Origin of the sequence: Ferrovibrio sp., from assembly GCF_046297595.1 — a bacterium.
In the GTDB taxonomy this organism is placed as follows: domain Bacteria; phylum Pseudomonadota; class Alphaproteobacteria; order Ferrovibrionales; family Ferrovibrionaceae; genus Ferrovibrio.
In genome coordinates this window covers 26599-50974 of record NZ_JBKBHT010000004.1, presented here as the reverse complement: position 1 = coordinate 50974, position 24376 = coordinate 26599, and the positions used below count along the sequence as shown (strand labels likewise).

Annotated in this window: 20 protein-coding genes; 9 read left to right on the top strand and 11 right to left on the bottom strand. The window is 60.9% G+C overall.

Features of this window, described 5'->3' with window-relative positions:
- The first annotated feature begins 252 nt into the window (after positions 1-252).
- The 4 genes from ACK4FJ_RS12195 (at position 253) to ACK4FJ_RS12180 (ending at position 5940) form a co-directional block, all read left to right on the top strand.
- Complete coding sequence (locus ACK4FJ_RS12195) at positions 253-1302, top strand: hypothetical protein (RefSeq protein ID WP_409766831.1); 1050 nt, start codon at positions 253-255, stop codon at positions 1300-1302.
- Positions 1271-2839, top strand: a complete 1569-nt coding sequence (locus ACK4FJ_RS12190; protein WP_409766829.1) for a hypothetical protein — start codon at positions 1271-1273, stop codon at positions 2837-2839. Before ACK4FJ_RS12195 ends, ACK4FJ_RS12190 begins: the two co-directional genes overlap by 32 nt.
- A gap of 287 nt (positions 2840-3126) precedes the next feature.
- Positions 3127-4425: a hypothetical protein gene (locus ACK4FJ_RS12185; RefSeq protein ID WP_409766827.1), complete on the top strand. Its 1299-nt coding sequence runs from the start codon at positions 3127-3129 to the stop codon at positions 4423-4425.
- A 192-nt stretch (positions 4426-4617) separates the two neighbouring features.
- Entirely contained in the window at positions 4618-5940 is a 1323-nt protein-coding gene (locus tag ACK4FJ_RS12180; protein WP_409766825.1) for a YecA family protein, read from the top strand.
- 74 nt (positions 5941-6014) lie between these two features.
- Here ACK4FJ_RS12180 and ACK4FJ_RS12175 read toward each other — a convergent pair whose 3' ends face one another.
- The 8 genes from ACK4FJ_RS12175 to rpsT form a co-directional block, all read right to left on the bottom strand.
- Entirely contained in the window at positions 6015-7091 is a 1077-nt protein-coding gene (locus ACK4FJ_RS12175; RefSeq protein WP_409766823.1) for a helix-turn-helix domain-containing protein, read from the bottom strand.
- 5 nt (positions 7092-7096) lie between these two features.
- Positions 7097-7738 carry a hypothetical protein gene (locus ACK4FJ_RS12170; protein ID WP_409766821.1) on the bottom strand — a complete coding sequence of 214 codons (642 nt, stop codon included), beginning with the start codon at positions 7736-7738 and terminating at the stop codon, positions 7097-7099.
- A 369-nt stretch (positions 7739-8107) separates the two neighbouring features.
- Positions 8108-10546 carry a DNA topoisomerase (ATP-hydrolyzing) subunit B gene (gene gyrB, locus ACK4FJ_RS12165; RefSeq protein ID WP_409766819.1) on the bottom strand — a complete coding sequence of 813 codons (2439 nt, stop codon included), beginning with the start codon at positions 10544-10546 and terminating at the stop codon, positions 8108-8110.
- Between the two features lie 12 nt (positions 10547-10558).
- On the bottom strand, positions 10559-11761 hold the full coding sequence (gene recF, locus ACK4FJ_RS12160) for a DNA replication/repair protein RecF (RefSeq protein WP_409766816.1): 1203 nt from the start codon (positions 11759-11761) through the stop codon (positions 10559-10561).
- A gap of 5 nt (positions 11762-11766) precedes the next feature.
- Positions 11767-12885 carry a DNA polymerase III subunit beta gene (gene dnaN, locus ACK4FJ_RS12155; protein WP_409740146.1) on the bottom strand — a complete coding sequence of 373 codons (1119 nt, stop codon included), beginning with the start codon at positions 12883-12885 and terminating at the stop codon, positions 11767-11769.
- A gap of 192 nt (positions 12886-13077) precedes the next feature.
- The gene (dnaA, locus tag ACK4FJ_RS12150; RefSeq protein WP_409766814.1) at positions 13078-14565 is read right to left on the bottom strand and encodes a chromosomal replication initiator protein DnaA; all 1488 of its coding nucleotides are present in this window, start codon (positions 14563-14565) and stop codon (positions 13078-13080) included.
- Positions 14566-14612: 47 nt separating this feature from the next.
- Complete coding sequence (locus ACK4FJ_RS12145) at positions 14613-15056, bottom strand: rhodanese-like domain-containing protein (protein ID WP_409766812.1); 444 nt, start codon at positions 15054-15056, stop codon at positions 14613-14615.
- A gap of 428 nt (positions 15057-15484) precedes the next feature.
- A complete protein-coding gene (gene rpsT, locus ACK4FJ_RS12140; protein WP_409766810.1) occupies positions 15485-15748 on the bottom strand; it encodes a 30S ribosomal protein S20 in 264 nt (87 codons plus the stop codon).
- Positions 15749-15919: 171 nt separating this feature from the next.
- On the opposite strand from rpsT, the gene ACK4FJ_RS12135 reads away from it, so the two are divergent.
- The 3 genes from ACK4FJ_RS12135 (at position 15920) to ggt (ending at position 20711) form a co-directional block, all read left to right on the top strand.
- Positions 15920-16555 (top strand): hypothetical protein, encoded by a 636-nt coding sequence (locus tag ACK4FJ_RS12135; RefSeq protein WP_409766808.1) that lies wholly within the window; start codon positions 15920-15922, stop codon positions 16553-16555.
- A gap of 110 nt (positions 16556-16665) precedes the next feature.
- Positions 16666-19008 (top strand): bifunctional salicylyl-CoA 5-hydroxylase/oxidoreductase, encoded by a 2343-nt coding sequence (locus tag ACK4FJ_RS12130; RefSeq protein ID WP_409766806.1) that lies wholly within the window; start codon positions 16666-16668, stop codon positions 19006-19008.
- A 98-nt stretch (positions 19009-19106) separates the two neighbouring features.
- Positions 19107-20711: a gamma-glutamyltransferase gene (gene ggt / locus ACK4FJ_RS12125; protein WP_409766804.1), complete on the top strand. Its 1605-nt coding sequence runs from the start codon at positions 19107-19109 to the stop codon at positions 20709-20711.
- On the opposite strand, the gene ACK4FJ_RS12120 is transcribed toward ggt, so the two are convergent.
- Positions 20705-21253, bottom strand: a complete 549-nt coding sequence (locus tag ACK4FJ_RS12120; RefSeq protein ID WP_409766802.1) for a carboxymuconolactone decarboxylase family protein — start codon at positions 21251-21253, stop codon at positions 20705-20707. The genes ggt and ACK4FJ_RS12120 overlap by 7 nt on opposite strands.
- An 85-nt stretch (positions 21254-21338) precedes the next feature.
- Between ACK4FJ_RS12120 and ACK4FJ_RS12115 the strand changes: the two genes are divergently transcribed.
- Positions 21339-21662: a winged helix-turn-helix transcriptional regulator gene (locus tag ACK4FJ_RS12115; RefSeq protein WP_409766800.1), complete on the top strand. Its 324-nt coding sequence runs from the start codon at positions 21339-21341 to the stop codon at positions 21660-21662.
- Here ACK4FJ_RS12115 and ACK4FJ_RS12110 read toward each other — a convergent pair.
- Both ACK4FJ_RS12110 and ACK4FJ_RS12105 read right to left on the bottom strand, forming a co-directional pair.
- A complete protein-coding gene (locus ACK4FJ_RS12110) occupies positions 21659-22642 on the bottom strand; it encodes a YeiH family protein (protein ID WP_409766798.1) in 984 nt (327 codons plus the stop codon). The two genes, ACK4FJ_RS12115 and ACK4FJ_RS12110, sit on opposite strands and share 4 nt — an antisense overlap.
- Positions 22643-22655: 13 nt before the next feature.
- Positions 22656-23201, bottom strand: a complete 546-nt coding sequence (locus ACK4FJ_RS12105) for a hypothetical protein (protein WP_409766796.1) — start codon at positions 23199-23201, stop codon at positions 22656-22658.
- Between the two features lie 210 nt (positions 23202-23411).
- On the opposite strand from ACK4FJ_RS12105, the gene ispH reads away from it, so the two are divergent.
- The gene (gene ispH, locus ACK4FJ_RS12100) at positions 23412-24374 is read left to right on the top strand and encodes a 4-hydroxy-3-methylbut-2-enyl diphosphate reductase (RefSeq protein WP_409766794.1); all 963 of its coding nucleotides are present in this window, start codon (positions 23412-23414) and stop codon (positions 24372-24374) included.
- Positions 24375-24376: the final 2 nt, after the last annotated feature.

Genomic DNA, 24376 nt, shown 5'->3' with positions numbered 1-24376 from the left:
TTGCATACGGTTGTAATTGCCGATGGCCGCCCACGCTGATTGTGGCACCCACAAGCGAACTTTAGGCGCGGATTATCAGACTATTTTGCTTATTTTCTTGTTTTGTTCTATAATAGTAGAAAACTACAACAAGTTGTTTAGCTCCTCCTGAGAGAGTAGACCCAAATGCTGTCACTCGGCATGCGAATGACGCGGGCGACATGGCCAACGGGTGGTTGGCAGTCGCCGAATAGGCATATGGGGAGGCTTGAAGTGGGATTCCTGACAGAGGAAGAAAACCGCTCGCTGCGGATTCGTAGCATGATCTTGCACGTCGTCGGCGGTGAGGCTGACTTCGAGCCAAAAGAAGCCAGGGACGTGGTGCACGACGAGTTCTTCATTAACCGCATCCGGGACACGGACGTCGCCCCCATCTTTCAGTTCAAGGATGATTCCGGCACCCGTGACCAACTGGTCGCGATGGCAGGAAATCCGGTGACGTTTGAGGCCGGCGCCCAGGCATTGTCCCGCCAGTTCTCTCTGCTCCATGTGACTGCCAGCCGCGATGGGGCATTCTTCATTTTCGAACTCGAATGTGATGTCCCCGGCGTCACCATCTATAGCCTGATTAAATATGACTACCGAGAAGCCATCGAGCAGGATGATGCCGAGGGCAACTTGCGCCGTATTGTCCACGCCTTTACGGACGACAAACGCTCCATCCAAAAGGCCGCGCTGATACGCGTAGTGAACGGTGCTGCTGACCCGATGGTCTCTGCTGCTGACCGCGTTCGCCCGTCACCGGAAATCAGCGACTACTTCGAGCGATTTTTGGGGGTGAAGCGGTCTCGGAGCGACCAGGAGTTGAGCACGGCGGTAAAAGAGCTGTTGCGCAAGACGCTTTCGGAGTTTCAGGACGTACTGCCTGGCCGCGACGTCGCTGGTGCCATTACACGAGCCGTCGGTAATCTGCGCGACAGACATCAGATTACCGAAGAGGCGATCGGGGAGGCCATCATAGCTGCTGCTGGCGCACCAGATGACGAAGACCTCCGCGTGAGAATGCAGAACAGGGTCTTGAAAAAGATGCAGCAGATGAAGCTGGATGGCTTGGCATTCCGGCCCGATCGCAACGTGCTGCGCCGCCCGCCGCAACGCAAGGTCAGGACCGCCGAAGGCGTTCTACTGATTTATCCCGATGAGGGGGCCGAAGGTACCGTCGAGCGCAACAGGCGTCCTGACGGCAGTGAAACAATCACCATTCGAACGGCGCGTATCGAGGAAGACACCGTTGTCCGTGATAGCACTCGCAGAATTGCTTGACCGATTAAAGGCCGAAGAACCGGCCTTTCTGGTCGAGACAGCAGATACAGTTACGGTGTCGAGCCTACAGCTGGCCGACGCACGTGCGGTCCTTGGTGCATCAGATGCGGCAGGCTGCCAAGCACGTGTTTTTGATGGCGCGAACACGCCATGGGAGCGTCATGAGCTCGACGAACACATTGCGCCATTTCGAATTGTCATCAGTAAGCCGCAACCTGCCGCTGGCGGCCTGCAGATCCTAACGAATATTGCGCTCAAGGCATTCTTGAAGACCGGCAACCCCCACACGATCTGGAATGTCGCACGTCTGCGTACAGATATTTTAACACAAGGCCGCCTGTTGCGGCCGTGGGAGTCGGATGTCGTTTTCCAGCCCAGCTTGGCGACAAAAAGCCCAAGGCAACTTGTTCGAGAGTACGGTGCAGAGCGCTCCGTCCCTGAAGATATTCGCCCTTGGCTGATGACCGATATCAAGGGCATCCGCATGAATGACCCGGCGTTCAAGGTCTGGGCCGATGCATCGATTCGCGCGCTGGTGCTGGCATTGCCGGATGAAATTGAGGTCGATACCGGCAGGTTAAAATTCAAAGGACCGCCGCGTCTAGCCCTCACGCCTCCTGATGCGTATGACGACGCTGCTGATGCTATCGGTGCCGAAGCTTTCAAAGAGCTGCAGGAAACTGTAGCATGGATATTCGAAAACGAACGGGAAGCAGAGCAGCGTCACATCTTCCTCTCGAATGAGCTTGCTAGATCCGCCGGGAATACCGACAGCACGCTCAACTGCATCAAAGACCATGTGTTCGCCGCACACGAAGGTGCGCGGGTCGCATATCAGATGTCGGTTTCTGAGGTCAGCCGCGACACGCTCAAGGCGCTTGGCGATTTGCGAAAGTCTGTCACTGACGACATCGTTAAGGTAAATGATACGACCCGCCAGCTCATTACCTCGTTGGCCGGCGCAATTGCCGTAGGCATTGGTTTGATTGTCGCTCGATTCACAACCAGCATGGACGTCAATCTACTGCGATGGGTGATGGCCGTCGTGGTGGTCTATGTTGTTTCGATTTGTTTTTCAGGTGTGCAATTCATTTTGTTGCAGCGGACACTTCGGAAGGAATGGCAGGCTAAGCTTTATCGCTTCCTACCTGCCAAAGAATTCAAGGAGATGGTGACAGCGCCGACCGGCACAGCAGAGAAGACATTCTTTTGGGTATCTGGCGTCAGCTGTCTAGCGGTATTCGGTTTAGCGTATGCAATTTTTACGACGCAAACCCCTAACCCGCCTCCATCGCCTTCACCTGCTCCTGTGCAGCAATCAGGTGCCAGTCCGGCCGCATCGGGTATTCCAGGATCGACAATGCCCGCGGTCCAGGCCACACCGTCAAAGCCCCCCCGAATAAAGCGGCCTATACTTTGTCCTGCACCTGAGACGGCCGCACCATTATTGCGGCCAGAATTTTCGATAGCCGGCACCTACACTCACGCATCTCATAGGCGCCGGCGTGCACTGATTGACCTGAAACGACCCAAATAGACAGGCGCAAAGTCCGCCTACATCCTAAATGCAAAAAAGTATGTGGGATGGAGATCTTGTTGTTGTCTCGTTGATCCGCCGGTACCCTGTCCCTACAGGCTAACGACTTGCTTCTGGTTTTGTACTGGCTGAGTAGACTGGTCGCGATTCAAACAGCCTTCGCATCAAAGCCACCTTGCGGCTCTCCGCATCTAAATTATCGAGACACCTTAAAGTCTACCGCCACACATCAACGCACTTCTTAATCCTCTGCATTTACGCAAAATCGCCAACAATCACTAAAAGCAGTGTCAAAACCTCACGACATAAGACCACTTGATGATGATCAAGTTCGCCGCATCAGCGCCATGCACCGCAGCTTTCTTTACCAACACCTTTATGGTGTTGCTTGCGTATTGACCCTGGCCCGCGAGAAGATGGCATCAATCAGGGTCGAAAATGACGAAGATATTGAAGTTCTATTCCCTGATCGCACCCTCTACATTCAGGTCAAGACACGTACTGCCCTACTGCAAAGGGCGGACGTTTCCTCGGCACTCGAAAGATTCAAGAAAATCTCTGAGAGGCATGACTCTGGAGAACGCGCCTCAACGCCTTTTCTCTTTATTGTTTCGAACACTGAACCAACCTCCAGTTTGGCTGAAGATATAAAGAGCCCAGCCTGGCCCTCCAATGTATCCATACTCACTCCAAATTCGCCTTCTACTGAGGTGCCGCCGGCATGGGCGACAGTCAATGAAGCCGTTAAATGGTGCATCGAAGCAGCCAACAAGATTCCCCTTGCCTCACTGCCCAGCGAAACCCTTGTCTGGAAGCTTGCAGCAAAGATCTTGGAAACCGCAGTCGGCGAAGTAGGGCGAACTATTGATGGGACTCAGCTACCCGCCTTGTTGGAGCAGCTCGTATCGCAGCTACACGATTTTCCCGAGCCACCGGAATCGTATCGCCCGCAAATCGATGAGCCCCCCCTGGTCACTGATTCCCATTTTCGACTTATTCTCGGCTTCTCGGGTTCTGGAAAAACTTCTTGGGCTTCACAGGCTGCGTTACATTGCCCATACCCACTCGCATATATTGACGTCCGCGATATTCCGTCGGCGGCCGTTCCTAACAATATCGCCAGAGAGTTAGCGGCCCGCTTCCTTGGTGGTAAGAAGGCCGGTATTGGAGCGGCCCTATTCGCCGAGTCAACTGGATTGAACGTGCTGAGGGCCTGTGCCGCTGCTTTGATAAATCAGAATGCGAATGTGTGTGTAGTCATCGACAATATTCATCTTCTTGACCCACAGACCGTTCGGTCAATTATCGATGTCGCACCAAACATTCGCTTCCTTTGCCTAGGTCAACCTTGGACCGGGTCAGCCGTGCTTGAAGCAGTTTTAGCAGTGTCTGTCGAACATCTGAAAGGTTGGTCTACAGACGATATCGCAGCTGAATTCAGAGGTATCGGCGCGCCCGCAAGTATCGAGGAGACATTAAGGGTAAAAAAACTCACTGGTGGACTGCCGTTGTATGTCACCAACGCCGCTCACATTGCGGTACGAGATTGCGGAGGGAATGTCACCGCTTTTTGTGATGCAATTTAGAGGAGGCTCCACGCGCAATCCACTGCGCAGGAACTAATTCTCGAACAACTATTTGAGAACCTTTCTCCAGACGAGAAAGCAGTAGCAGGTCTGCTGAGTTTCTCTGAGGTTCCCCTCACTGTGGATGAGATAATTCGAGCCACAACACGTGCCGGTTTAACCCATACTTCTGCTGCTGCTTCCATCCGAAGCATGCGCAGGAAGTCCATCATTATCGTCACTCGAGCCAACCGCATTAGCCTCCATGATGCTCTGCGACCATTGGCGATCGACTGCCGGAATCTTCTCAGAGAGGGCCAAGAGCGCGAATTTCTTGAGCAGCTAACTATTGATCTCACTGCTAGCTTAATGTCGGAAAGGGACGTTGGGCGAATGGGCTTTTTATTAAGTCTGTTCCCCAGATTGGGGCGCCCCGAAGTTCTAGCAGATCTTGCCTCTGATGAGATGTTTCACGAACAAGGTGATCCCAGGACGCTCAGGCAGGAATTGGTGCTTGTTGCAGAAGATGGCTCTCGCCCTGCTCTGGATCGTTTCTGGGCTTATGATGGGCTGACGTATTGGGACAGTCGAGATGGAGGGGTTCCCGAGTTATCACATCTCAAAGTTATGGAAGAATTGCTTATTTCTGGGGATCTTGGAAAACGAGAGAAACTCAATCTTTGCTTTAAACAGATGATTTATTGGTCGTCTCATAAAGAGACAAAAAAGGTTGAAACTGCGTACCATTCAATATCTGGACTTAGCCTTAGCGATTCTGAGAAACGGATTGTTCGATACAATTATGCAGTGGCGTTGTTCCGACTAGGTCGTTTTAAGAAAGTCGTGTCGATCACAAACTTTCTCATTCAGAGTTATTTTTCCACTCTTGGAATTTTGGAACGCGACACTTTTGGAAAGACGCAACGCGGCCTTTTATCCATACTACCAGAAGGCGTCGATAAATCTGATCTGAAACGGCTCGCCGACTGCCTGGCGCTTTGGTGCTCCGCTTCAGTAGCGGCCGGCCAACCTCCATTGCTAAGGCGCATCACTGCCATGAAATTTTATGGTCTGGGTGCGGCCGCCAGGTCAATTGTTATCACGGGTTTGGAAGCTGTAGACGACTTCTTAGTTTTAATGGCTCAGCCGGCTGGCGCTCTAGAAATAATGGAAGACCATGTTTTGCCCACTATGAGGGACAATCATCTCACTGACCTGATACTTCATGTAAGGAGTATTTATGCGATAGTGCTCGCTTGGAACCATCAACTTACTGCGGCGCGACGAGAAGTCGTGTCACTAGAACAGTACGCGGTTTCTGCAGAGGAACAAGCGATGCTGCGTGAACGTGCCGCCGCAATCGAACGAATCGCAGCAGGTACTGAACGCCTTGGCTATAGCGCCCCTCCGCGCGGAGCACTAAAGAAATTAACTGGGGTTGATACCCGCAAGACGACTAAACGGCCGGGCCGAAATGACCCTTGTTGGTGCGGATCTGAAATGAAATACAAAAGGTGCCACGGCACCACGACCTGATAAATCGGAATCAAGTCTAGGGCTCTCAAGCACCAACTGAATCCTTAAAACTTCCGCGTTTAGCGTCTCGCGAATCAGGACGCAACCTTTAAACTTGGCTTACCCGACGAAGGCCGGTTCACATCACCAGCCAAGCGGAACACTAAACGCTCAACTTCATCATGCGGGATATGAAGTTGTTTTCCGATGTCTTCCTTTGTGAGCCGCTTCCGCCAAAGATCAGCAAGTACTTGTTGCCATACGGCAGATTTCTCGCGTTCCACACCAATTTTTTCCGACGTGCGATACCCCAGTTTACCTAACTCAATGCACAGGGATCTGTATTGCCAGTCGCTTAACAAGCCTACCTGGTTGAGGCGAACGGTCAACGCCATCGCTGATACTTTCCACCTCGACTTCGCCTCGATGACTAGATTTGGGCTTATCATTCGGCGCGGAATAGCCGCTCGAATATCATGCGCAGGCATTAGAAAGGCAGAAGCAAACCGGTTTGCTTCAACTTCAGCAGATTTCGTCGGCTTAGGATCACCATGTTTATGCAAAACAAGATGTCCCAACTCATGCCCACAATCGAAAATGCTGTGTTCCGCAGACTTAAAAGTATTGAGAAACACGAATGGTTTTCCGTTTCTCCAGAACGAGAATGCATCAACATTCTTATTCTGCTCTTCCAACGATAAAACACGAACACCTTTTGATTCGAGCAAGCGCAGCACATTCCCAATAGGTCTGTCGCCGAGCCCCCATTCTTGCCGCACAAGGCGGGCCGCATTTTCCGGATCGTCGTTACCACGCAAATCCGGAATAGACGGCGTAGGAAGCTGATATTCGTTCTCAATCCAGTCGTAGATCTCGAGCCCTAGAGAACCGGCCCAGAGGGCAGCATTACGCTCTTTCGCATTCATTTTCTTGAGACTGCGAAAACTGACGATCTCGGCGTCGAGCTCTTCGGGCTCGACTTTAAAAAAGAAGCTAACAGGGTATTCCAGAGCATCTGCGAGACGGTTTGCAGTGTCGTCGTCGGGCTGTTTAGTCTGGCCACTCTCAAGACGAGAGATAGTGATGGCAGTTATTCCACTGCGCTCCGCCAGTTGAATCCCTGTGAGCCCCCGTCGTTCCCGAGCGAGGGTTAAACGCTTCCGATTGAACATGACTACTACTGTCGCCTGATGACTGGGACGTCAAAGTTGTCTGCCGGTGCGTCCAAACCACCAGCAGGAGTGATCGCCACCTTGTCGAGATCCGAGCCATCGGAAACGAAAGCTCGCACGATCATACCAGTGAACGAGCCAGCCTCGATTACGGGCCTCGATACTTCGACTGCACCGCGTTCGTCGACCATTACGTAGAAGACCTGGACCATACCTTTCGGTGGGACCACCAATTTGGGAGCCGCCACGTTAAAGTATTCGAAGAGGTTGCCCGCGCATTCGCGTTCAGCCCCAGCCCCCTTTTCGGTCCGAGGCTGCGGGTCGGTTCCCCGCACACATGCAACATCGACGTTCTGGTAGCCGAGTTTGATGTTCTTCGCAGGGTTAAAGATAGCCTCGATACCGCCGGCGCGAGTAATTTCCCAATTCTTTCCCAAGAACTGGATACGGGTTTCGAGCACGCCATAGTGATATGCGAGCGTCCCGGCAGCGTTCAGTGCCATCAGGGGGCTGGTATCAACCAAATGGATATGGGCTGCATCCCGGATCAGCAAGACACTGTCTACCGAGAGGTCCATAGCCTCGAGGAAGTGGCGGACCTCTTGCGGGTCATCAATGATTAATTCAGCGATATGGTCCGGACGCATCCATCGACCTCGTGATAATTTTCTCAACCACAAATGTGGCTGAAAAAATTAACATAGTCAACAGGGTCGTGGGCTCGGCAGCGAAAAATAATTATTAATCCCAATCAATCGCTTACAGGCAGGAAACTACCCACCCCCGCATTCGCTCCCATGGTTCCTTCCGAATGCTATGGCCGCCCTGCCAGGAAGAACGGAAAACACGGCGATCTGACTTGTACCCTAGCATTCGTAGTCGGAAGACCACAGATCGCGCTGTTAGTCCGAACGAGCATGCGCACACACAGCGCCCACCGTTTAGCGACAAAATAAACTAGAAAGCCTGCCAAAATAAATTGGAAGACTTACAAAGCAATTTAGAAAGTACACCGCTCAGATATCCAGATTGACGACGTTCAGTGCGTTGCTCTGGATGAAGTCGCGGCGGGGTTCCACCACATCCCCCATCAGGGTCTCGAACACGTTGTCGGCATCCTCGGCGTGGTCGACCTTCACCTGCAGCAGGCTGCGCGCTTCCGGATCCAGCGTGGTCTCCCACAGCTGGTCGGGGTTCATCTCGCCCAGGCCCTTGTAGCGCTGCATGGTGATGCCGCGGCGGCCGATGGCCTGCACGCGCTCGAGCAGGTCGAGCGGGCCCTGCACCGGATGCACTTCGTCCTTGCGGCGCAACTCGGCCGGCCGCAGATAGGTGGCCTGCAACTCGGCGGCCATCTCGTTCAGCTTGCGCGCCTCGGCCGAGCGGAACAGCTGGGCATCCAGCAGATAGCCTTCGGTATAGCCGCGCAGGCTGCGCTTCACGCTCATCGCCCCCTCGCCGGCCGGCTCGCAGACCCAGCCGCGCTCCAGTTCGGGTGTCAGGGCGTTCAGGCGTTTCGCCAGCGCCTCGGCCGCCGGGCCTGCCTTGGCCGGATCGGTCACCACTTCGGGCACCAGCATGCCCAGGATGGCGGCCTGTTCGACGATCCAGGGATTGTAGCGCTTGCCGATCGCGGTCAGCAGGGCCTTGGCCATGCGGGCATGGTCGAGCAGCAGCTTGAGGTCTGGGCCGGCGCGCTGGCTGTCGTCATGCAGGCGCAGCACGGCATTCTCGATGCCCTCGTTGATCAGGAAATCCTCCAGCGCCGCCTCGTCCTTCAGGTACCGTTCGGACTGGCCGCGCTTGACCTTATAAAGCGGCGGCTGGGCGATATAGAGATGCCCGGCATCGATCAGCGGCTTCATCTGGCGGAAGAAGAAGGTGAGCAGCAGGGTGCGGATATGCGCGCCGTCCACGTCGGCGTCGGTCATGATGATGATCTTGTGGTAGCGCAGTTTGGCCGGGTCGAAATCGTCATGGCCGATGCCGGTGCCCAGGGCGGTGATCAGCGTGCCGATTTCCTGCGAGGAGAGCATCTTGTCGAAGCGCGCGCGCTCGACATTGAGGATCTTGCCGCGCAGCGGCAGCACGGCCTGGAAGGCGCGGTTGCGGCCCTGCTTGGCCGAACCGCCCGCCGAGTCACCCTCGACGAGGAAGAGTTCGGCCTTGGCCGGATCGCGTTCCTGGCAATCCGCCAGCTTGCCCGGCAGCGAGGAGATATCCAGCGCGCCCTTGCGCCGCGTCAGTTCGCGGGCCTTGCGGGCGGCCTCGCGGGCGGCGGCGGCTTCCACCACCTTGCCGACGATCTGGCGCGCATCGGTCGGATGCTCCTCGAACCAGGAGGCCAGCAATTCGTTGACCAGGCTTTCCACCGCCGGGCGCACTTCCGACGACACGAGCTTGTCCTTGGTCTGCGACGAGAATTTCGGATCCGGCACCTTCACCGACAGCACGCAGGTCAGGCCCTCGCGCGCGTCGTCGCCGGTCAGCGACACCTTCTCCTTCTTGGCGATGCCGCTTTCATTGGCGTAACCGTTGATGCAGCGCGTGAGCGCGCCGCGGAAACCGGCTAGATGCGTGCCGCCATCGCGTTGCGGGATGTTGTTGGTGAAGCACAGCATCGTCTCGTGGTAGCCGTCGTTCCATTCCAGCGCCACTTCGATGCCGATGCCGTCGCGCTCGCCGCGAATGGCGATCGGCGGCTTGTGCAGCGGGGTCTTGTTGCGATCGAGATAGGTCACGAAAGCCTCGACGCCGCCTTCGTAGCGCAGCTCCACGCGCTTTGGCTCCACGCCGCGCATGTCCTCCAGCACGATCTTCACACCGTTATTGAGGAAGGCCAGTTCGCGCAGGCGATGCTCCAGCGTGCCGTAGTCGAATTCGGTCTTGGTGAAGGTTTCCGTCGACGGCAGGAAGGTCACTTCCGTGCCGCGTTTGCCCTCGGCTTCGCCCACCTCGGCCAGCGACGCTTCGGGATCGCCATGGCGGAAGCGCATGGCATAGGCCTTGCCGCCGCGCCAGATCTTCAGGTCGAGCGTGGTGGACAGCGCATTCACCACCGACACACCGACGCCATGTAGGCCGCCCGAGACCTTGTAGGAATTCTGGTCGAACTTACCGCCGGCATGCAGCTGGGTCATGATGACCTGCGCCGCCGAAACGCCTTCTTCCGGATGGATGTCTACCGGGATGCCGCGGCCATTGTCGCGCACCGTGCAGGAGCCATCGGGATTGAGGCCGACATAGACCTCGTCGCAATAGCCGGCCAGGGCCTCGTCGATGGCGTTGTCGACCACCTCGTAGACCATGTGATGCAGGCCGGTGCCGTCATCGGTATCGCCGATATACATGCCCGGGCGCTTGCGCACCGCATCCAGGCCCTTCAGCACCTTAATTGCCGAGGAGTCGTAATTCTCGCCGTTTTCACCGTCGCGCGGCGCCACTGCTTCGCTCATGGTCTCACTGCCTCAACTGAAGGCGGCACGCGGCGTCACCACGCCGTCGGCCACCGTGAAAAACTCCGCCTGGCCGGCCAGACCTGTGAACAGGTCGTCATCGGTGCCGGTCAGCCACACCTGCCCGCCGAGCGCGAGCAATTCCTCATACAGCGCCGCCCGACGCCGGGCATCGAGATGCGCCGAAATCTCGTCCAGCAGCATCAGCGGCGCCATCTGCCGGCGGGCGCGGATCAGCCGCGCATTGGCCAGCGTGATGGCGATCAGCAGCGCCTTCTGCTCGCCGGTGGAGCATAACGCCGCCGGCTGGTCCTTCTCCGCATGCCACACCGCCATGTCGCTGCGATGCGGGCCTTCGGTGGCCGCGCCGGCTTCGCGGTCGATGCCGCGCCGCTCGGCCAGTACGGCCCGGTATTTCTCCTCCGCCGCCAGCGCGGGCATGTCGGCCAGCCAGGCCTCGATCACGCCCTGCGCCGCCAGTCGCGCCCGCGGAAACGGCCCGGTGGCCAGCGCCATGCCGGCCTCGATCCGCCCCAGGGCCTCGCGCCGCGCTGCCGCCACGGCCACGCCATGCTCGGCCATCTGGCTTTCCAGCGCCGCCAGCCAGGCCGGATCGGCCCCGCCCATCTTCAGCAGGCGATTGCGTTCCCGCATCGCCCGCTCGAACGCCGCTACCTGGCGGGCATGCCCGCCATCCAGGCCATAAACCAGCCGGTCCATGAACCGGCGGCGCGTCGACAAGCCCTCGACGAACAGACGGTCCATCTGCGGCGTCAGCCACACCACATCCAGATACTCGGCCAGGCCGTTGGCGCTGGCCGCCGGCTCGCCGTTGATCCGCACGATGCGGCGTTCGGCCAGTTCCTCGTCGCCCACAGCCTCCGCCAGACCGGTGCCGATGGCGACCGGACCGATGGCTGTCGCCAGTTCCGCATGGGCGACCCAGCAACGTCGCGCGGGCTGGCCGGAAACGCGGCTCACTTCCGACAATCTGGCGCGGCGCAGGCCGCGACCGGGACTGAAGAAGGACAGCGCCTCCAGGATATTGGTCTTCCCGGCCCCGTTCGGTCCGGTCAGCACCACCGGCTGGCCGCTCAGGCGCAGATGCAGCTCGGCGTAATTGCGGAAATCGCGCAGGCTGAGCGAAAGAACGGCGGTGCCGCCTGCTGTCGCGCCTTCGTACGACTGTTCCGCAACCAGGGCTGCGCTACGCACCAAACTCAGACTCGCATCGGCATCAGCACATACAGCGCGCCGTCGTCGCTGGGATCGCGGACAACGGTGGGCGCCAGTGCATCGGCCAGCAGGAAGCGGGCATTCTCGCCCTCGATCTGGCTGGCGATATCCAGCAGGTAGCGCGAGTTGTAGCCGATCTCGATCGGCTTCGCGCTATAGGCCGCGGTGAGCTGTTCGGAGGCCGAGCCCTGGTCCGGGCTGGTGGCCGACAGCTCGATGCCATCGGGCTTGAGCGACAGTTTCACGGCACGGCTTTTTTCGGTCGAGATGGTGGCGACGCGGTCGACGGCGGCAGCAAACGCCTTGCTGTCGACTTCCATCACCTTGTCGTTGTCGCGCGGAATGACGCGTTCGTATTCCGGGAAAGCGCCGTCGATCAGCTTGGATACAAGCACCAGATCGCCGAAGGCGAAGCGGATCTTGGTATCGCTCAGTTCGATCTTGGCCTCGGCCGCGCCACCTTCCAGCAGCTTGCGCAGTTCGTTCACCGTCTTGCGCGGCACGATCACGCCGGGCATGCCGGCGGCACCAGCCGGCAGCGGTGCCTCGACGCGAGCGAGGCGGTGGCCATCGGTGGCGACAGCGCGCAGCATCGGCACCCCGGCGCTGCTGGCGGCATGCACATAGATGCCGTTCAGGTAATAACGGGTTTCTTCGGTAGAGATGGCAAAGCGCGTCTTGTCGATCAGGCGACGCAGCTGCTCGGCCGGCAGCATGAAGCTGTGCGGCAGGTCGCCGGCGGCCATCACCGGGAAGTCATCCTTGGGCAGGCAGCTCAGCTTGAAGCTGGAACGGCCGGCGCGCAGATCGAGGCGCTGCTCAGCCGGCGTGTAGGTCAGTTCGACCTCGGCGCCTTCGGGCAGCTTGCGCACGATGTCGTAGAAGGTGTGGGCCGGCACCGTGGTGGCGCCGGGCTGCGCCACCTTGGCCGGCAGCTTCTCGACCACGGCGATGTCGAGGTCGGTGGCGGTGAGCGCCAGGCGGTCGCCTTCGGCTTCCAGCAGCACATTGGACAGGATCGGGATCGTGTTGCGGCGCTCGACCACGCTCTGGACGTGGCTCAGGGCGGTGAGCAGGACGGCACGCTCGATGGTGAGTTTCATGGCTGGAAAACCGGTGATGTTTTTGTTGTTTCCGGCAGGGTTTTGCCGAGTCCGTGGAATATACCAAACCCCCCTTTTGTACGCGAGGGATTTGGCCCGGTTCCGCACCGTTTTTGCATATGCGAAGAGGCCGCCTTGCGGCGGCCTCAAATACAAATTAAATGATTGATTTTACTGGATATTATAAAAATATCAGCTTTCTAGTTTGCGGCGCAGCAAATCGATGTCTTCCGCAAAGGCGGCATCGATCTCGCGCAGCTCCTCGATCTTGCGCACGGCATGCATCACCGTGGTGTGGTCGCGGCCGCCGAATTTGCGCCCGATTTCGGGTAAGGACCGCGAGGTGAGCTGCTTGGCCAGATACATCGCCACCTGCCGCGGACGGGCCACGGCGCGGGCACGACGCGGCGAATGCATGTCGGCGAAGCGGATCGAATAATGCTCGGCGACGCGCTTCTGGATTTCCTCGATCGTCACCTTGCGGTCGTTGGCGCGCAGCAGGTCCTGCAGCACTTCCTGCGCCGAGGTGACGGTGACCGGCTTGCCGACGAGGCTGGCATAGGCCGAGATGCGGTTCAGCGCGCCTTCCAGCTCGCGCACATTCGACGTGATGCGGCGGGCGAGGAATTCCAGCACATCCTGCGGAATGTTGGTCAGGCCGTTCTTCTCGGCCTTGGCCTGCAGGATGGAGAGGCGCAGCTCGAAATCGGTCGGATGGATGTCGGCGACCAGGCCCCAGCCCAGGCGCGAGCGCATGCGTTCCTCGATGCCTTCCAGATCCGACGGCGAGCGGTCGCCCGAGACGATGATCTGGCGGTTCTGGTCGCACAGCGCGTTGAAGGTATGGAAGAACTCTTCCTGGGTGCTTTCCTTGCCGGCGATGAACTGGATGTCGTCGATCATCAGCACGTCGACGGAGCGGAACTGCTCCTTGAAGGCCATCGTGTCCTTGAAACGCAGGGCCCGGATGAACTGGTACATGAACTTCTCGGCCGAGAGGTAGACCACACGGCGCTCGGGGAAGCGCTGGCGGATATGCCAGCCGATGGCATGCATCAGATGGGTCTTGCCCAGGCCCACGCCGCCATACAGGAACAGCGGGTTGTAGGTCACGGTCGGGCTTTCGGCCACGCGCAGGGCCGCGGCGCGGGCCAGCTCGTTGGACTTGCCGGTGATGAAGCTGTCGAAGGTGAAGCGCGGATCGAGCGGCGCGGACAATTCGCGCTCGATATCGTCCATGTCGCGCACCTGGAGGGTCGGCAGGGTGGACGGGGTGCGCGTCACCGTCGGCCGGGCCAGCGGCGCCGACTTCGGCTGCTCGCCGATGGAGATACCGGCAGCCGCCATCGACTTGCCCTGCGATGCCTGGATGGCACCGGTCGGACGCACATGGATCACCACGCGGCGCACGGCGGCATTTTCCAGCCGCCAGATTTCGCGCAGGCGTTCGCTGTAATGATTGGCGACCCAGTCGCGCATGAAACGGGTCGGCACGGCGAGATGGATGTCGCCGTCCTCGGCCAGGCCCTCATCGGCCAGGGCCAGGGGCTTGAGCCAGGAATTGAAGGCGGCATCGCCAAAAGACACCCGCAGGCGGGCGCGAACGCGCTGCCACTGCACGTCGAGCGGCTCGCCATTCGGCAGGCCACCGCAAGCATCCAGCGTCGGATCTTCAGGCATGGAGACAGAGTGCGGCTGTGGGTGGGACGACTTGACCATGGCGGGCCTCAGCTCTGGATCCAGCCGAGACCAGCAGCCTTCCAGCCGCCCAATCGTCCGCGATGTTTCTCGGCATCGAGGTCGCCCTCGAAACCGCCGGCAACATTGTAACAAGGTGCGAAACCCGCCGCCGTCATGGCTTTCGCCGCTGCCCGCGAGCGAGCGCCAGAGCGGCAGAGGAAGAACAGCGCCTGCCCGGGCCGGACGCCCTGGGCACGCAATTCATCAGCAAAACGCGGGTTGACGCTCATTTCAGGATACACTTGCCAGGATACAAAAAGAGGACGCTTGCCAAGTTTGCCGAGATCCGGCGCACCGACGAAGCTCCATTCCGGTTGGGTTCGGACGTCGATCAATAGTGAGTCAGGATCGTTCGCAAGCTGGTTCCAGGCTTCGGTAGTCGTGACATCACCTGCATAGTCCTCGTCCCCCGCCATCACCGAAGCCAACATCCCCAACCTCGCGCCACGTTTATTGTTTAAAAATCTATCTTGTCCGTCACGCGCGCCGCCGCTTGTCCGAAGGTCGTCCGCCCAGTTCGCGGAGCGCTTTCTTGCGCTTCACGGGGCATCTTCAATCCCCTTCGTCGCGCGGCAGCAAGGGCATTAAAGGGAAATCGCCGTGGCCACGCAAGCAGACAGATGAAGACTCCCCGAAAAAAATTTTTCCTTGTTGCAGAATTGGAACTTGTAGCGGCGCATTGTCGCCGTGGGCGTATAGCGCACGGACTAATCGCCTCGATGAAAACGTTCGCGAACGAGGCAGACAGGCGATGAAGCTCTTCGCAGTCGCATAAAAAAACATCGCCCGCTGTCACCAGACGGGCGATGTTTTTGAACCGATACCTGTCAGCCCCGCGCGGACATCGCGCGGCGACAGATCAAGCCATAGCTTTGACGCGGGCGTTCAGACGCGACAGCTTGCGTGAAGCGGTGCGCGACTTCACCGCACCCTTGGTCACGCCCTTGTCGAGGGCCGGCTGCGCTTCCTTCAGCGCAGCAGCAGCCGCGGTCTTGTCGCCGGTGGCAATCGCCGTTTCGAGCTTCTTTACGGCGGTACGGACCTTGCTGCGCCGCGCGCGGTTGACGGCCGTGCGCTTCTTGGTCTGGCGGGCGCGCTTCTCCGCGGACTTGTGCTGAGCCATAGCTTGTGATTTCCGATAGTTGCTATTGCCTTGCGGCGTAAATCGAGGCGGGGGTTATAGCCCCGCCCCAGTCAGGCGTCAACCCCGCAGAAAGTCTCGTTTCAGGGTGAATTTTTAGCCTGATTCCGGCCCCTGATCCCACCCCTCGCGCGGCCACCCTGCCTACACCATATGCTCCTGCTCGGCTTGCCGAACGGCAATGCCGCCGGGCATAGTGCCGCCATGCCTGATATCGCCTTGATCGCCCACGCCGTCTATCTGGCCGGTGGCATCGCCTGCCTCGTCATGGTCAGTCGCAGCCCTCTGCCGGCCGCCCTGTTCTGGGGCACCGGAGCCGTCCTGTACCTGGCTGTGGCCGCTGCTGAATTCGCCTCCGCCATGGGATGGTCGGCTTTCGCCGGGCTGGAAGGCGATCTGCGCTACCTCGCTTCCAGCCTCGGCCTGGTCGGTCTGGCCTTGGGCGCCGTGTTCAGCCTGATCGTCCCGCCGGGCAGCAAACGCATGACGCTGTTCACCGGTATCGGCCTCGCCATCCTGATTGCCGTAGCGGCAGACCGCCTGCCGATAGGAATGCTGCCCCTGCCGATGATCGTGCTGGGGATCCTGCTGCTGGCGGCCCTGATCGGTCTGCGCTACCGGCCGGTTCCCGGCCGCTGGCTGCTGCTGGCGACCCTGGCCATGGCCCTGGCCGAACTGGCGCGTTACCGCTACCTCGGCTTCCTGCCGGTTCCGCCGGCGGCATTGGCGAAAATCTTCCTCGGGTTTGCCCTGACCGGCTTCGGCATCACGGCCTTCCGAGCGCGCTGATCGCGGCAACCTTCCGGCTTGCCGGAATATATTTTAAATATAAAATATCTCCGCGAAGATCTCTGGCGGCCCCATACCGGCTGCGCCGCCAATCAGACGGGGGAGAACCCATGCGCGTCACGATCGTCGGCGGCGGACCGGCTGGCCTTTACCTCGCCCTGCTCATGAAAAAGGCGGACAACCGCCACGAGATAACGATCTACGAACGCAACCAGCCGGACGATACGTTCGGTTTCGGCGTCGTCTTTTCCGACGAGACGCTGAACCAGTTCCTGGCCGAGGATGCCGGTACCTACGAGGCGATCCGCCAGAACTTCGCCTACTGGACCGAAATCGATGTGGTGGCCGGCGGCGAGACCATCCGTTCCGGCGGACATGGTTTCTGCGGCCTGTCGCGCAAACGCCTGCTGCAGATCCTGCAGGCCCGCTGTGCCGCCGAAGGCATCCGGCTGGAATTCGGTACGGAACTGAAGGATTTCGAAACCCTGCGCCGGGACTGCGACCTGCTGATCGGCGCCGATGGCATCAACAGCCAGGTGCGCGAAACCTGGAAAGACCGCTTCCGCCCTGCCATGGACTGGCGGCGCAACAAATTCGTCTGGCTTGGCACGAGCCTGCCACTCGATACCTTCACCTTCATTTTCGAAGCCAACCAGCATGGCCTGTTCCAGGTGCATGCCTATCGCTTCGAGGAAGGCCTCTCGACCTTCATCGTGGAGACGACGGAAGAAACCTGGCGGCGCGCCGGCCTCGACAATGCCAGCGAAGCCGACACCATCGCTTATTGCGAAGCCCTGTTTGCGAAGCACCTGAAAGGCCACCGGCTGCTCAGCAACCGCTCGATCTGGCGCACCTTCCCCACCATCAAATGCGAGCGCTGGGTCCATGACAATGTCGTGATCATCGGCGATGCCGTTCATACGGCGCATTTCTCGATCGGTTCGGGCACCAAGCTGGCGATGGAAGATGCGATTGCGCTGAACCGCGCCCTGCATGCCGGCCATCCGGATCTGCCCACCGCATTGAAGGCCTTCGAGGATGCGCGCCTCACCGAAGTCTCGATCCTGCAGCATGCCGCCCAGGTCTCGCTGGAATGGTTCGAACACACGGAGCGCTATCGCGGCTTCGAGCCGATCCAGCTGGCGCTCAGCCTGCTGTCGCGCTCCAAGCGCGTGACCTATGACAACCTGCGTCTGCGCGATCCCGGCTTCATCGCCCAGATCGACCGCTGGTTCGCCGAAAAGGCCGCGCGCGAGGCGGGCACTTCCCTGCCCGCCGGCGCCAATCCGCCGCCGCCGATGTTCACCCCCTTCCGTCTGCGCGGCCTGACGCTGGAGAACCGCGTGGTGGTCTCGCCGATGTGTCAATACTCGGCCGAAAATGGCATTCCCAACGACTGGACGCTGGTGCATCTGGGCAGCCGCGCCATCGGCGGCGCCGGCCTGATCCTGACCGAGATGACCGACATCGCGCCCGAGGCCCGCATCACGCCGGGCTGCACCGGATTGTGGAATGCGGAACAGGCAAAGGCCTGGCGACGCATCACCGATTTTGTCCACGGGCACAGCCGGGGCAAAATCGGCATCCAGCTGGCCCATGCCGGCCGCAAGGGCGCCACCTGCCTGCCCTGGGCCGGCGGCTATGACCGGCCTCTGCCGCCTGATCAGGCTTGGCCGATCCTGTCGGCCTCGGCCATCCCCTATCTGCCCGATGGGCCTGCGCCGAAAGCCATGACCCGCGCCGACATGGACCATGTGCGCGACGATTTCGTGCAGTCGACGAAACTTGCCATCGATGCCGGCTTCGATCTGGTCGAACTGCATATGGCCCATGGCTATCTGCTGTCGAACTTCATCTCGCCGCTCAGCAACACCCGCACGGATGAGTATGGCGGCAGCCTGGAAAACCGCATGCGCTTTCCGCTGGAGGTGTTTGACGCCATGCGCGCCGTCTGGCCGCAGGACCGGCCGATGTCGGTGCGCATCTCGGCCGTCGACTGGGTACCCGAACGCGGCCTGAGCGTCGAGGATTCCGTTGCGATTGCGAAGATGCTGAAAGCCCATGGCTGCGACCTGGTCGATGTATCGGCCGGACAGACCTCGACCGAGGCCAGGCCGCAATATGGCCGCATGTTCCAGACGCCGTTTTCCGATGCGATCCGCCAGGAAGCTGGCATCGCCACCATCGCGGTTGGCGCCATCACCTCGGCCGACCAGGTCAACACCATCGTCGCCTCCGGCCGCGCCGATCTCTGCGCCCTGGCCCGGCCGCATCTGGCCGATCCGTATTTCACCCTGCATGCTGCAGCCGACTACGATTGGCGCGGCACGGCATGGCCGGTGCAGTACGAAGCCGGCCGGGACCAATGGTACCAATTGCGCAGCCGCGAACGCGAAGAGGCACGGGCCGCCGATGCCTTCGCCAAGCAGCGTGCACGACGGGATGAAATCTAGACGTGAAATGGGCGACGAAGTCTGAGCGCAAACTCTGTCGCATGCGGATGACCCTGGTGTAGGCTTTTGCCACCACAACAGAGTCCAGGACTATTCCGATGCGCGATCTGCAACTGCCCGGCCGTTCCGTCGTGATGGGCCGCCACGGCGCCGCCGCCACCTCGCATACGCTGGCGACGCAGACCGCGATGGAAATCCTGCGCCGCGGCGGCAACGCGACCGATGCCGCGATCGCCGCCTGCGCCGTGCAATGCGTGGTCGAGCCGGGCTCGACCGGCATCGGCGGCGACAATTTCGTTCTCTATGCGCCGGCCGGTACCGACCTGCGCGCCGGCGGCAGGGTTTATGGGCTGAATGGCTCCGGCCGGGCGCCCAAGGGCCTGAGCGCCGACCATCTGCTGAAGCAGGGCATCAAGCAGATCGACCTCACCTCGGTACATGCCGTCACCATTCCCGGCGCCGTCGACGCCTGGAGCAAGCTGAATGCCCGCTTCGGCAGCATGCCGCTGGCCGAGCTGCTGCAGCCCGCCATCCGCCATGCCGAGGAAGGCTTTCCGGTCACCGAACGCGTCGCCACCGACTGGGGCCGCAACGAGGCCAAGCTGAAGGCAGATGCCAACACGGCGCGCATGTGGCTGAAGGACGGCCGCCCGCCGAAGGCCGGCGAGGTGTTCCGCCAGCCCGAACATGCCAAGGTCTTCCGGGAAATCGCTGCCCGGGGCCGCGACGGCTTCTATACCGGCTGGGTCGCCGAGGACATGGTGGAGTATCTGCGCGGCCTGGGCGGCACCCATGCGCTGGAGGATTTCGCCACCCAGGAAGCCTTCTGGGTCGATCCGATCAGCACGAGTTATCGCGACGTCGAACTGCTGGAGATTCCGCCCAACGGCGTCGGCATCACCACCCTGCTGATGCTCAATATCCTGAGCGGCTTCGATCTGAGCAAATACGATCCGGTCGGCATCGAACGTTTCCACATCGAGGCAGAAGCCACGCGGCTGGCTTTCCAGGCACGCGATGCCTACGTGGCCGATCCGGCCTTCGCCGAGGTGCCGGTGGAAAAGATTCTGTCCGCAAGCTTCGCCGACGAGCTGCGCGGCCGCATCGACCTGAAGAAGGCCATGCCGGTACTGGGCGCTGCCGGCGGCACCACCTATCGCGACACCGTCTACATCAGTGTGGTGGACGACAAGGGTAATGCCTGCTCCTTCATCAACTCGCTGTTCTGGCCATACGGCACGGGCCTGAGCAGCCCGAAGACCGGCGTGCTGCTGCAGAATCGCGGTGCCGGTTTCCGCGTCGATCCGGCGCATCCGAACTGCGTGGCTCCGCATAAACGGCCGCTGCATACCATCATCCCCGCCATGGCGATGAAGGATGGCAAGCCCTGGCTGTGCTTCGGCGTGATGGGCGGCGGCTTCCAGCCGGTCGGCCAGTCGCATGTACTGACCAACATCCTCGATTTCGGCATGAATGTGCAGGAAGCCATCGACTGCGCCCGCGGCTTCTATCAGATGAACCGCTTCGAAGCGGAGCGCGGCATCCGCGAGGACGTGCTCAAAGGCCTCGCCGCGCTGGGCCACGAAATCAAGATGGCCGAAATGCCCCATGGCGGCGGCCAGGTCATCATGATCGACCGCGTCAATGGCGTGCTGCAGGCTGGCTCGGACCCGCGCAAGGACGGCTGCGCACTCGCCTACTGAGCCGCAGCCGCCTCGGTCCGCGAGGGAAAAACAGCCGCGCCGGGTTCCCGTGCCACGCCGGTCGCGTTCACCATGAACGAGACCATGTGGTAAAAGCCCGCCAGCGAGATGATCTCCACCATCTGCCCCGCATCGAAATAAGCGCTGGCCTCGCTCCACAGGGCATCGTCGATACTGGCATTGTGCACCAGCGCCCCCACCAGCCGGATCAGCATGGCTTCATCGCCCTGCCAGTCGCTGGCCTGACCATGCACCGTGGCGGCGATTTCGGCCGGCGTGAAACCGGCCTTGGCGGCAAAAAAGGAGACATGCACACCCCATTCGTATTCCGCCTTCAGCAGGGCCGTGGTGCGCAGGATTACCAGCTCGCGCTGCCGCAGGGTGATCGAACCCCTGTCGAGTAGCCCACCCTCCTTCCAGCGTGTCAGCACGCGCGGGTTATGGGCTACCGTGCGGAACAGGGCGATGTCGGCCGGCATCTGGGCCAGGGCGGCGGCGACTTCGGGGGAATAGGGCGGCGCCAGGGGATTGAGGCGGGGCATGGCGGAAGGCTCTCCAGTATGCTACGAATTCAGTAGCAACATAATGCTACGAAATTCGTAGCGCAAGCCCCCGCAAGAGGTCCGCATGTCCCCTTCGTCCCGCCAGCCTGTCCGCGGTTCCACCACCGGCCGGCCGATCATGGCCGTGCTGGACCTGCTGGGCCGGCGCTGGAGCCTGCGCGTGCTGTGGGAATTGCGGGACAGCCCCCTGACCTTCCGCGCCCTGCAGGCCGCCTGCGGCGACATCTCGCCCAGCGTGCTGCAGCAGCGGCTGAAAGATCTGCGCGAGGGGGGATTGCTGGATCACGAAGGCGAGGGTTATGCCCTGACTGCTCCGGCGCGGGCGCTGATGCCCACGCTGCTGGCGCTGAATGACTGGGCCGAGGGCTGGGCGAAAGCCCGCGCCTAGAGCAGGACCAGCAGGCCCAGGAGCACGAAGCCGAGCAGGATCACCGTCTCGGCCAGGATCAGCACCAGCGGCTTCCAGCCCAGGGCAAAGAGTTCGGCGAACGAGGTCTTCACGCCCAGCGCCGAGATCGCCACCAGCAGGCACCAGCGCGATACTTCCGAAACGCCGTTTACCACCAGCGCCGGCAGGTTCACCACGCTGCCCAGAACGACCAGCGCCACGAAGCCGATCAGGAAATGCGGCAGCAGGGGCTGACTCTGTGTCGCCTGGCCTTCGCCTGCGCGACGGAAAGCCCAGCCGACCATCACCACGACCGGCAGCAGGCAGGCCACGCGCACCAGCTTGACGAAAGTCGCCACATCGCCGGCCTGGGGCGACACGGTCAGACCGGCGCCCAGCACCTGGGCCACATCGTGGATGGTGGCGCCGAACAACACACCGGCGGCGGTTTCATCCAGCCCCAAGGTCTTGGCCAGCAGCGGATAGACGATCATCGCCAGCGTGGAGAGCGCCGTCACGCCGATCACGGTCAGCAGGGTCAGGCGTTCGGATTGCGGCGAACGCGGCAGGGCGGCGGAAATCGCCATCGCCGCCGAAGCGCCGCAGATGCCGACGGCACCGCCGGACAACACGCCCTCCGCTGCAGATCGCCCGGCCAGCCGCGCCAGCAGGAGGCCGCTGCCAAGCGCCACTGCCACGCCGCAAATCGCCAGCAATACGGGAACCGGGCCAAGATCGGCGATCCGATCGAATGTGATGCGGATGCCCAGCAGGGCCACGCCGATGCGCAACACGCTGCGCGCGGCCAGGTCGATACCGGGGCGCACGCGGGCATCGGCACTGAGGAAATTGAAGGCCATGCCCAGCAGCAGGGCCAGCAGGAAGGGCGGGCCGCCGTAATGGTCGGCGATGAACCCAACCGCCAGCGCGACGGTGATCGCCACCGTCAGGCCAGGCAAGGGACGACGCAATCGCTCCATGCGGAAAGGCCGGTCAGAAGCCGCGCTGCAGACGGTTCTTCTCCAGCTGGTCGCGCGGCATTTCCAGGCCGATCAGGATTTCGATATCGCTGGTGCGTCGGTCGGCCAGCGGAATCCGCTGTTCCAGTTCCTCGGCCACCACCACGCGACGACGGCCCTCGCGGAAGGGCACGCGGGCGACAAAGCGCTCACGCGAGAGCACGTTCTGCTGCTTGTCGACGATGGCGACAAAATACGGCACCTGCGCCTCCGGAGTAGTGGCGGCCGGCCCCAGGGTGGCAGCCACCTGCAGCACGAAGGTCACCACCACCGCGCTCTGCTTGTCTTCGTATTTGCACTCGCCGTTATAGTCGAGCAGCTGGGTCTCGAAGGTCACATCGGTCAGGTCGCGGCCGGGACCGTCGCGGAACTGGGTCGCCTTCTGTGCATCGCCAAGGATGCCGACCCGCGGGCAGGGCGGCAGGTTGGGCCGCTTGGTGCTGCAACCCGCCAGCAACCCGGCCGAGATCAGCACGGCCAGCACGGATAACGTCGTCAGGCGGGAAAAACGCAGGGTCATGATTCAGCGCTCACCGGTCGGGATGCACGCTCGGGACAGTGGCCAACCGGTTATGGCAGCCTTTCCTTCGCGCGACGAGTGTACTAGCTTGCCCGGCAGTTTCAGGGCCCCTTCTGTATAGAAGAGGGTCCCGCCCCAGACAAGCGACTGGCCCGCGCAACCTGGCCGCAACCCGTTGATCTGCAAAGGCTGATTTAAGGCCCGATCGTGATGAACCCTGCCCCCCGCCCCCCGATCACCCTTGTGCTGGCCGCACCGCGCGGCTTCTGCGCCGGCGTGGATCGGGCGATCCAGATCGTGGAGCGGGCGCTGGAACGTTTCGGGGCACCGGTCTATGTGCGCCACGAAATCGTGCATAACCGCTTCGTGGTCGACAGCCTGGCTGCCAAGGGCGCCGTCTTCGTCGACGAGCTGGACGAGGTGCCGCCGGGTGCCCATGTGGTGTTTTCGGCCCATGGCGTGCCGAAATCGGTGCCGGCCGACGCCGAGGCCCGCGCCCTCTCCTATCTCGATGCCACCTGCCCGCTGGTCAGCAAGGTGCATCGCGAGGCCGAACGCCATCACCGCGAAGGCCGCCGCATCGTGCTGATCGGCCATGCCGGCCATCCCGAAGTGATCGGTACCATGGGGCAGCTGCCGGCCGGTGCCGTGCTGCTGATCGAGACGGTGGCCGATGTCGGGCATCTATCCGTCACGTCCGACGAGCCGCTGGCCTATATCACCCAGACCACGCTTTCGGTGGATGATACGGCCGAGATCATCGCGGCCCTGCGCCGACGCTTCCCGCAGATCGAAGGGCCGAAAAAGGAAGACATCTGCTACGCCACCACCAACCGCCAGGCCGCGGTGAAGGCGATTGCCAGCGATTGCGAGGCGGTGCTGGTGATCGGCGCGCCGAATTCCTCCAACTCGTTGCGTCTGGTGGAAGTGGCCAAACGTGCCGGCTGCAAACAGGCCCTGCTGGTGCAGCGGGCCGCCGATATCGACTGGACCGCACTGGAGGGCATCCGCAGCGTCGGCATCACCGCAGGCGCCAGCGCCCCGGAAGTGCTGGTCGAGGAAGTGATCGATGCCTTCCGCCAGCGCTTTGATGTCAGCATGCGCGAAATCGAAACCGCCACCGAATCCGTGCAGTTCAAGCTGCCCGCCGCCCTCGAAATCCCTGCCGCCTGATC

Bases quoted from the DNA above. Each gene is read 5' to 3' on its own strand.
- ACK4FJ_RS12180 (WP_409766825.1), top strand. From the start codon at position 4,618: ATGCGCAGGAAGTCCATCATTATCGTCACTCGAGCCAACCGCATTAGC.
- ACK4FJ_RS12175 (WP_409766823.1), bottom strand. From the start codon at position 7,091: ATGTTCAATCGGAAGCGTTTAACCCTCGCTCGGGAACGACGGGGGCTC.
- ACK4FJ_RS12170 (WP_409766821.1), bottom strand. From the start codon at position 7,738: ATGCGTCCGGACCATATCGCTGAATTAATCATTGATGACCCGCAAGAG.
- gyrB (WP_409766819.1), bottom strand. From the start codon at position 10,546: ATGAGCGAAGCAGTGGCGCCGCGCGACGGTGAAAACGGCGAGAATTAC.
- dnaN (WP_409740146.1), bottom strand. From the start codon at position 12,885: ATGAAACTCACCATCGAGCGTGCCGTCCTGCTCACCGCCCTGAGCCAC.
- dnaA (WP_409766814.1), bottom strand. From the start codon at position 14,565: ATGCCTGAAGATCCGACGCTGGATGCTTGCGGTGGCCTGCCGAATGGC.
- ACK4FJ_RS12145 (WP_409766812.1), bottom strand. From the start codon at position 15,056: ATGTTGGCTTCGGTGATGGCGGGGGACGAGGACTATGCAGGTGATGTC.
- rpsT (WP_409766810.1), bottom strand. From the start codon at position 15,748: ATGGCTCAGCACAAGTCCGCGGAGAAGCGCGCCCGCCAGACCAAGAAG.
- ACK4FJ_RS12135 (WP_409766808.1), top strand. From the start codon at position 15,920: ATGCTCCTGCTCGGCTTGCCGAACGGCAATGCCGCCGGGCATAGTGCC.
- ACK4FJ_RS12130 (WP_409766806.1), top strand. From the start codon at position 16,666: ATGCGCGTCACGATCGTCGGCGGCGGACCGGCTGGCCTTTACCTCGCC.
- ggt (WP_409766804.1), top strand. From the start codon at position 19,107: ATGCGCGATCTGCAACTGCCCGGCCGTTCCGTCGTGATGGGCCGCCAC.
- ACK4FJ_RS12120 (WP_409766802.1), bottom strand. From the start codon at position 21,253: ATGCCCCGCCTCAATCCCCTGGCGCCGCCCTATTCCCCCGAAGTCGCC.
- ACK4FJ_RS12115 (WP_409766800.1), top strand. From the start codon at position 21,339: ATGTCCCCTTCGTCCCGCCAGCCTGTCCGCGGTTCCACCACCGGCCGG.
- ACK4FJ_RS12110 (WP_409766798.1), bottom strand. From the start codon at position 22,642: ATGGAGCGATTGCGTCGTCCCTTGCCTGGCCTGACGGTGGCGATCACC.
- ACK4FJ_RS12105 (WP_409766796.1), bottom strand. From the start codon at position 23,201: ATGACCCTGCGTTTTTCCCGCCTGACGACGTTATCCGTGCTGGCCGTG.
- ispH (WP_409766794.1), top strand. From the start codon at position 23,412: ATGAACCCTGCCCCCCGCCCCCCGATCACCCTTGTGCTGGCCGCACCG.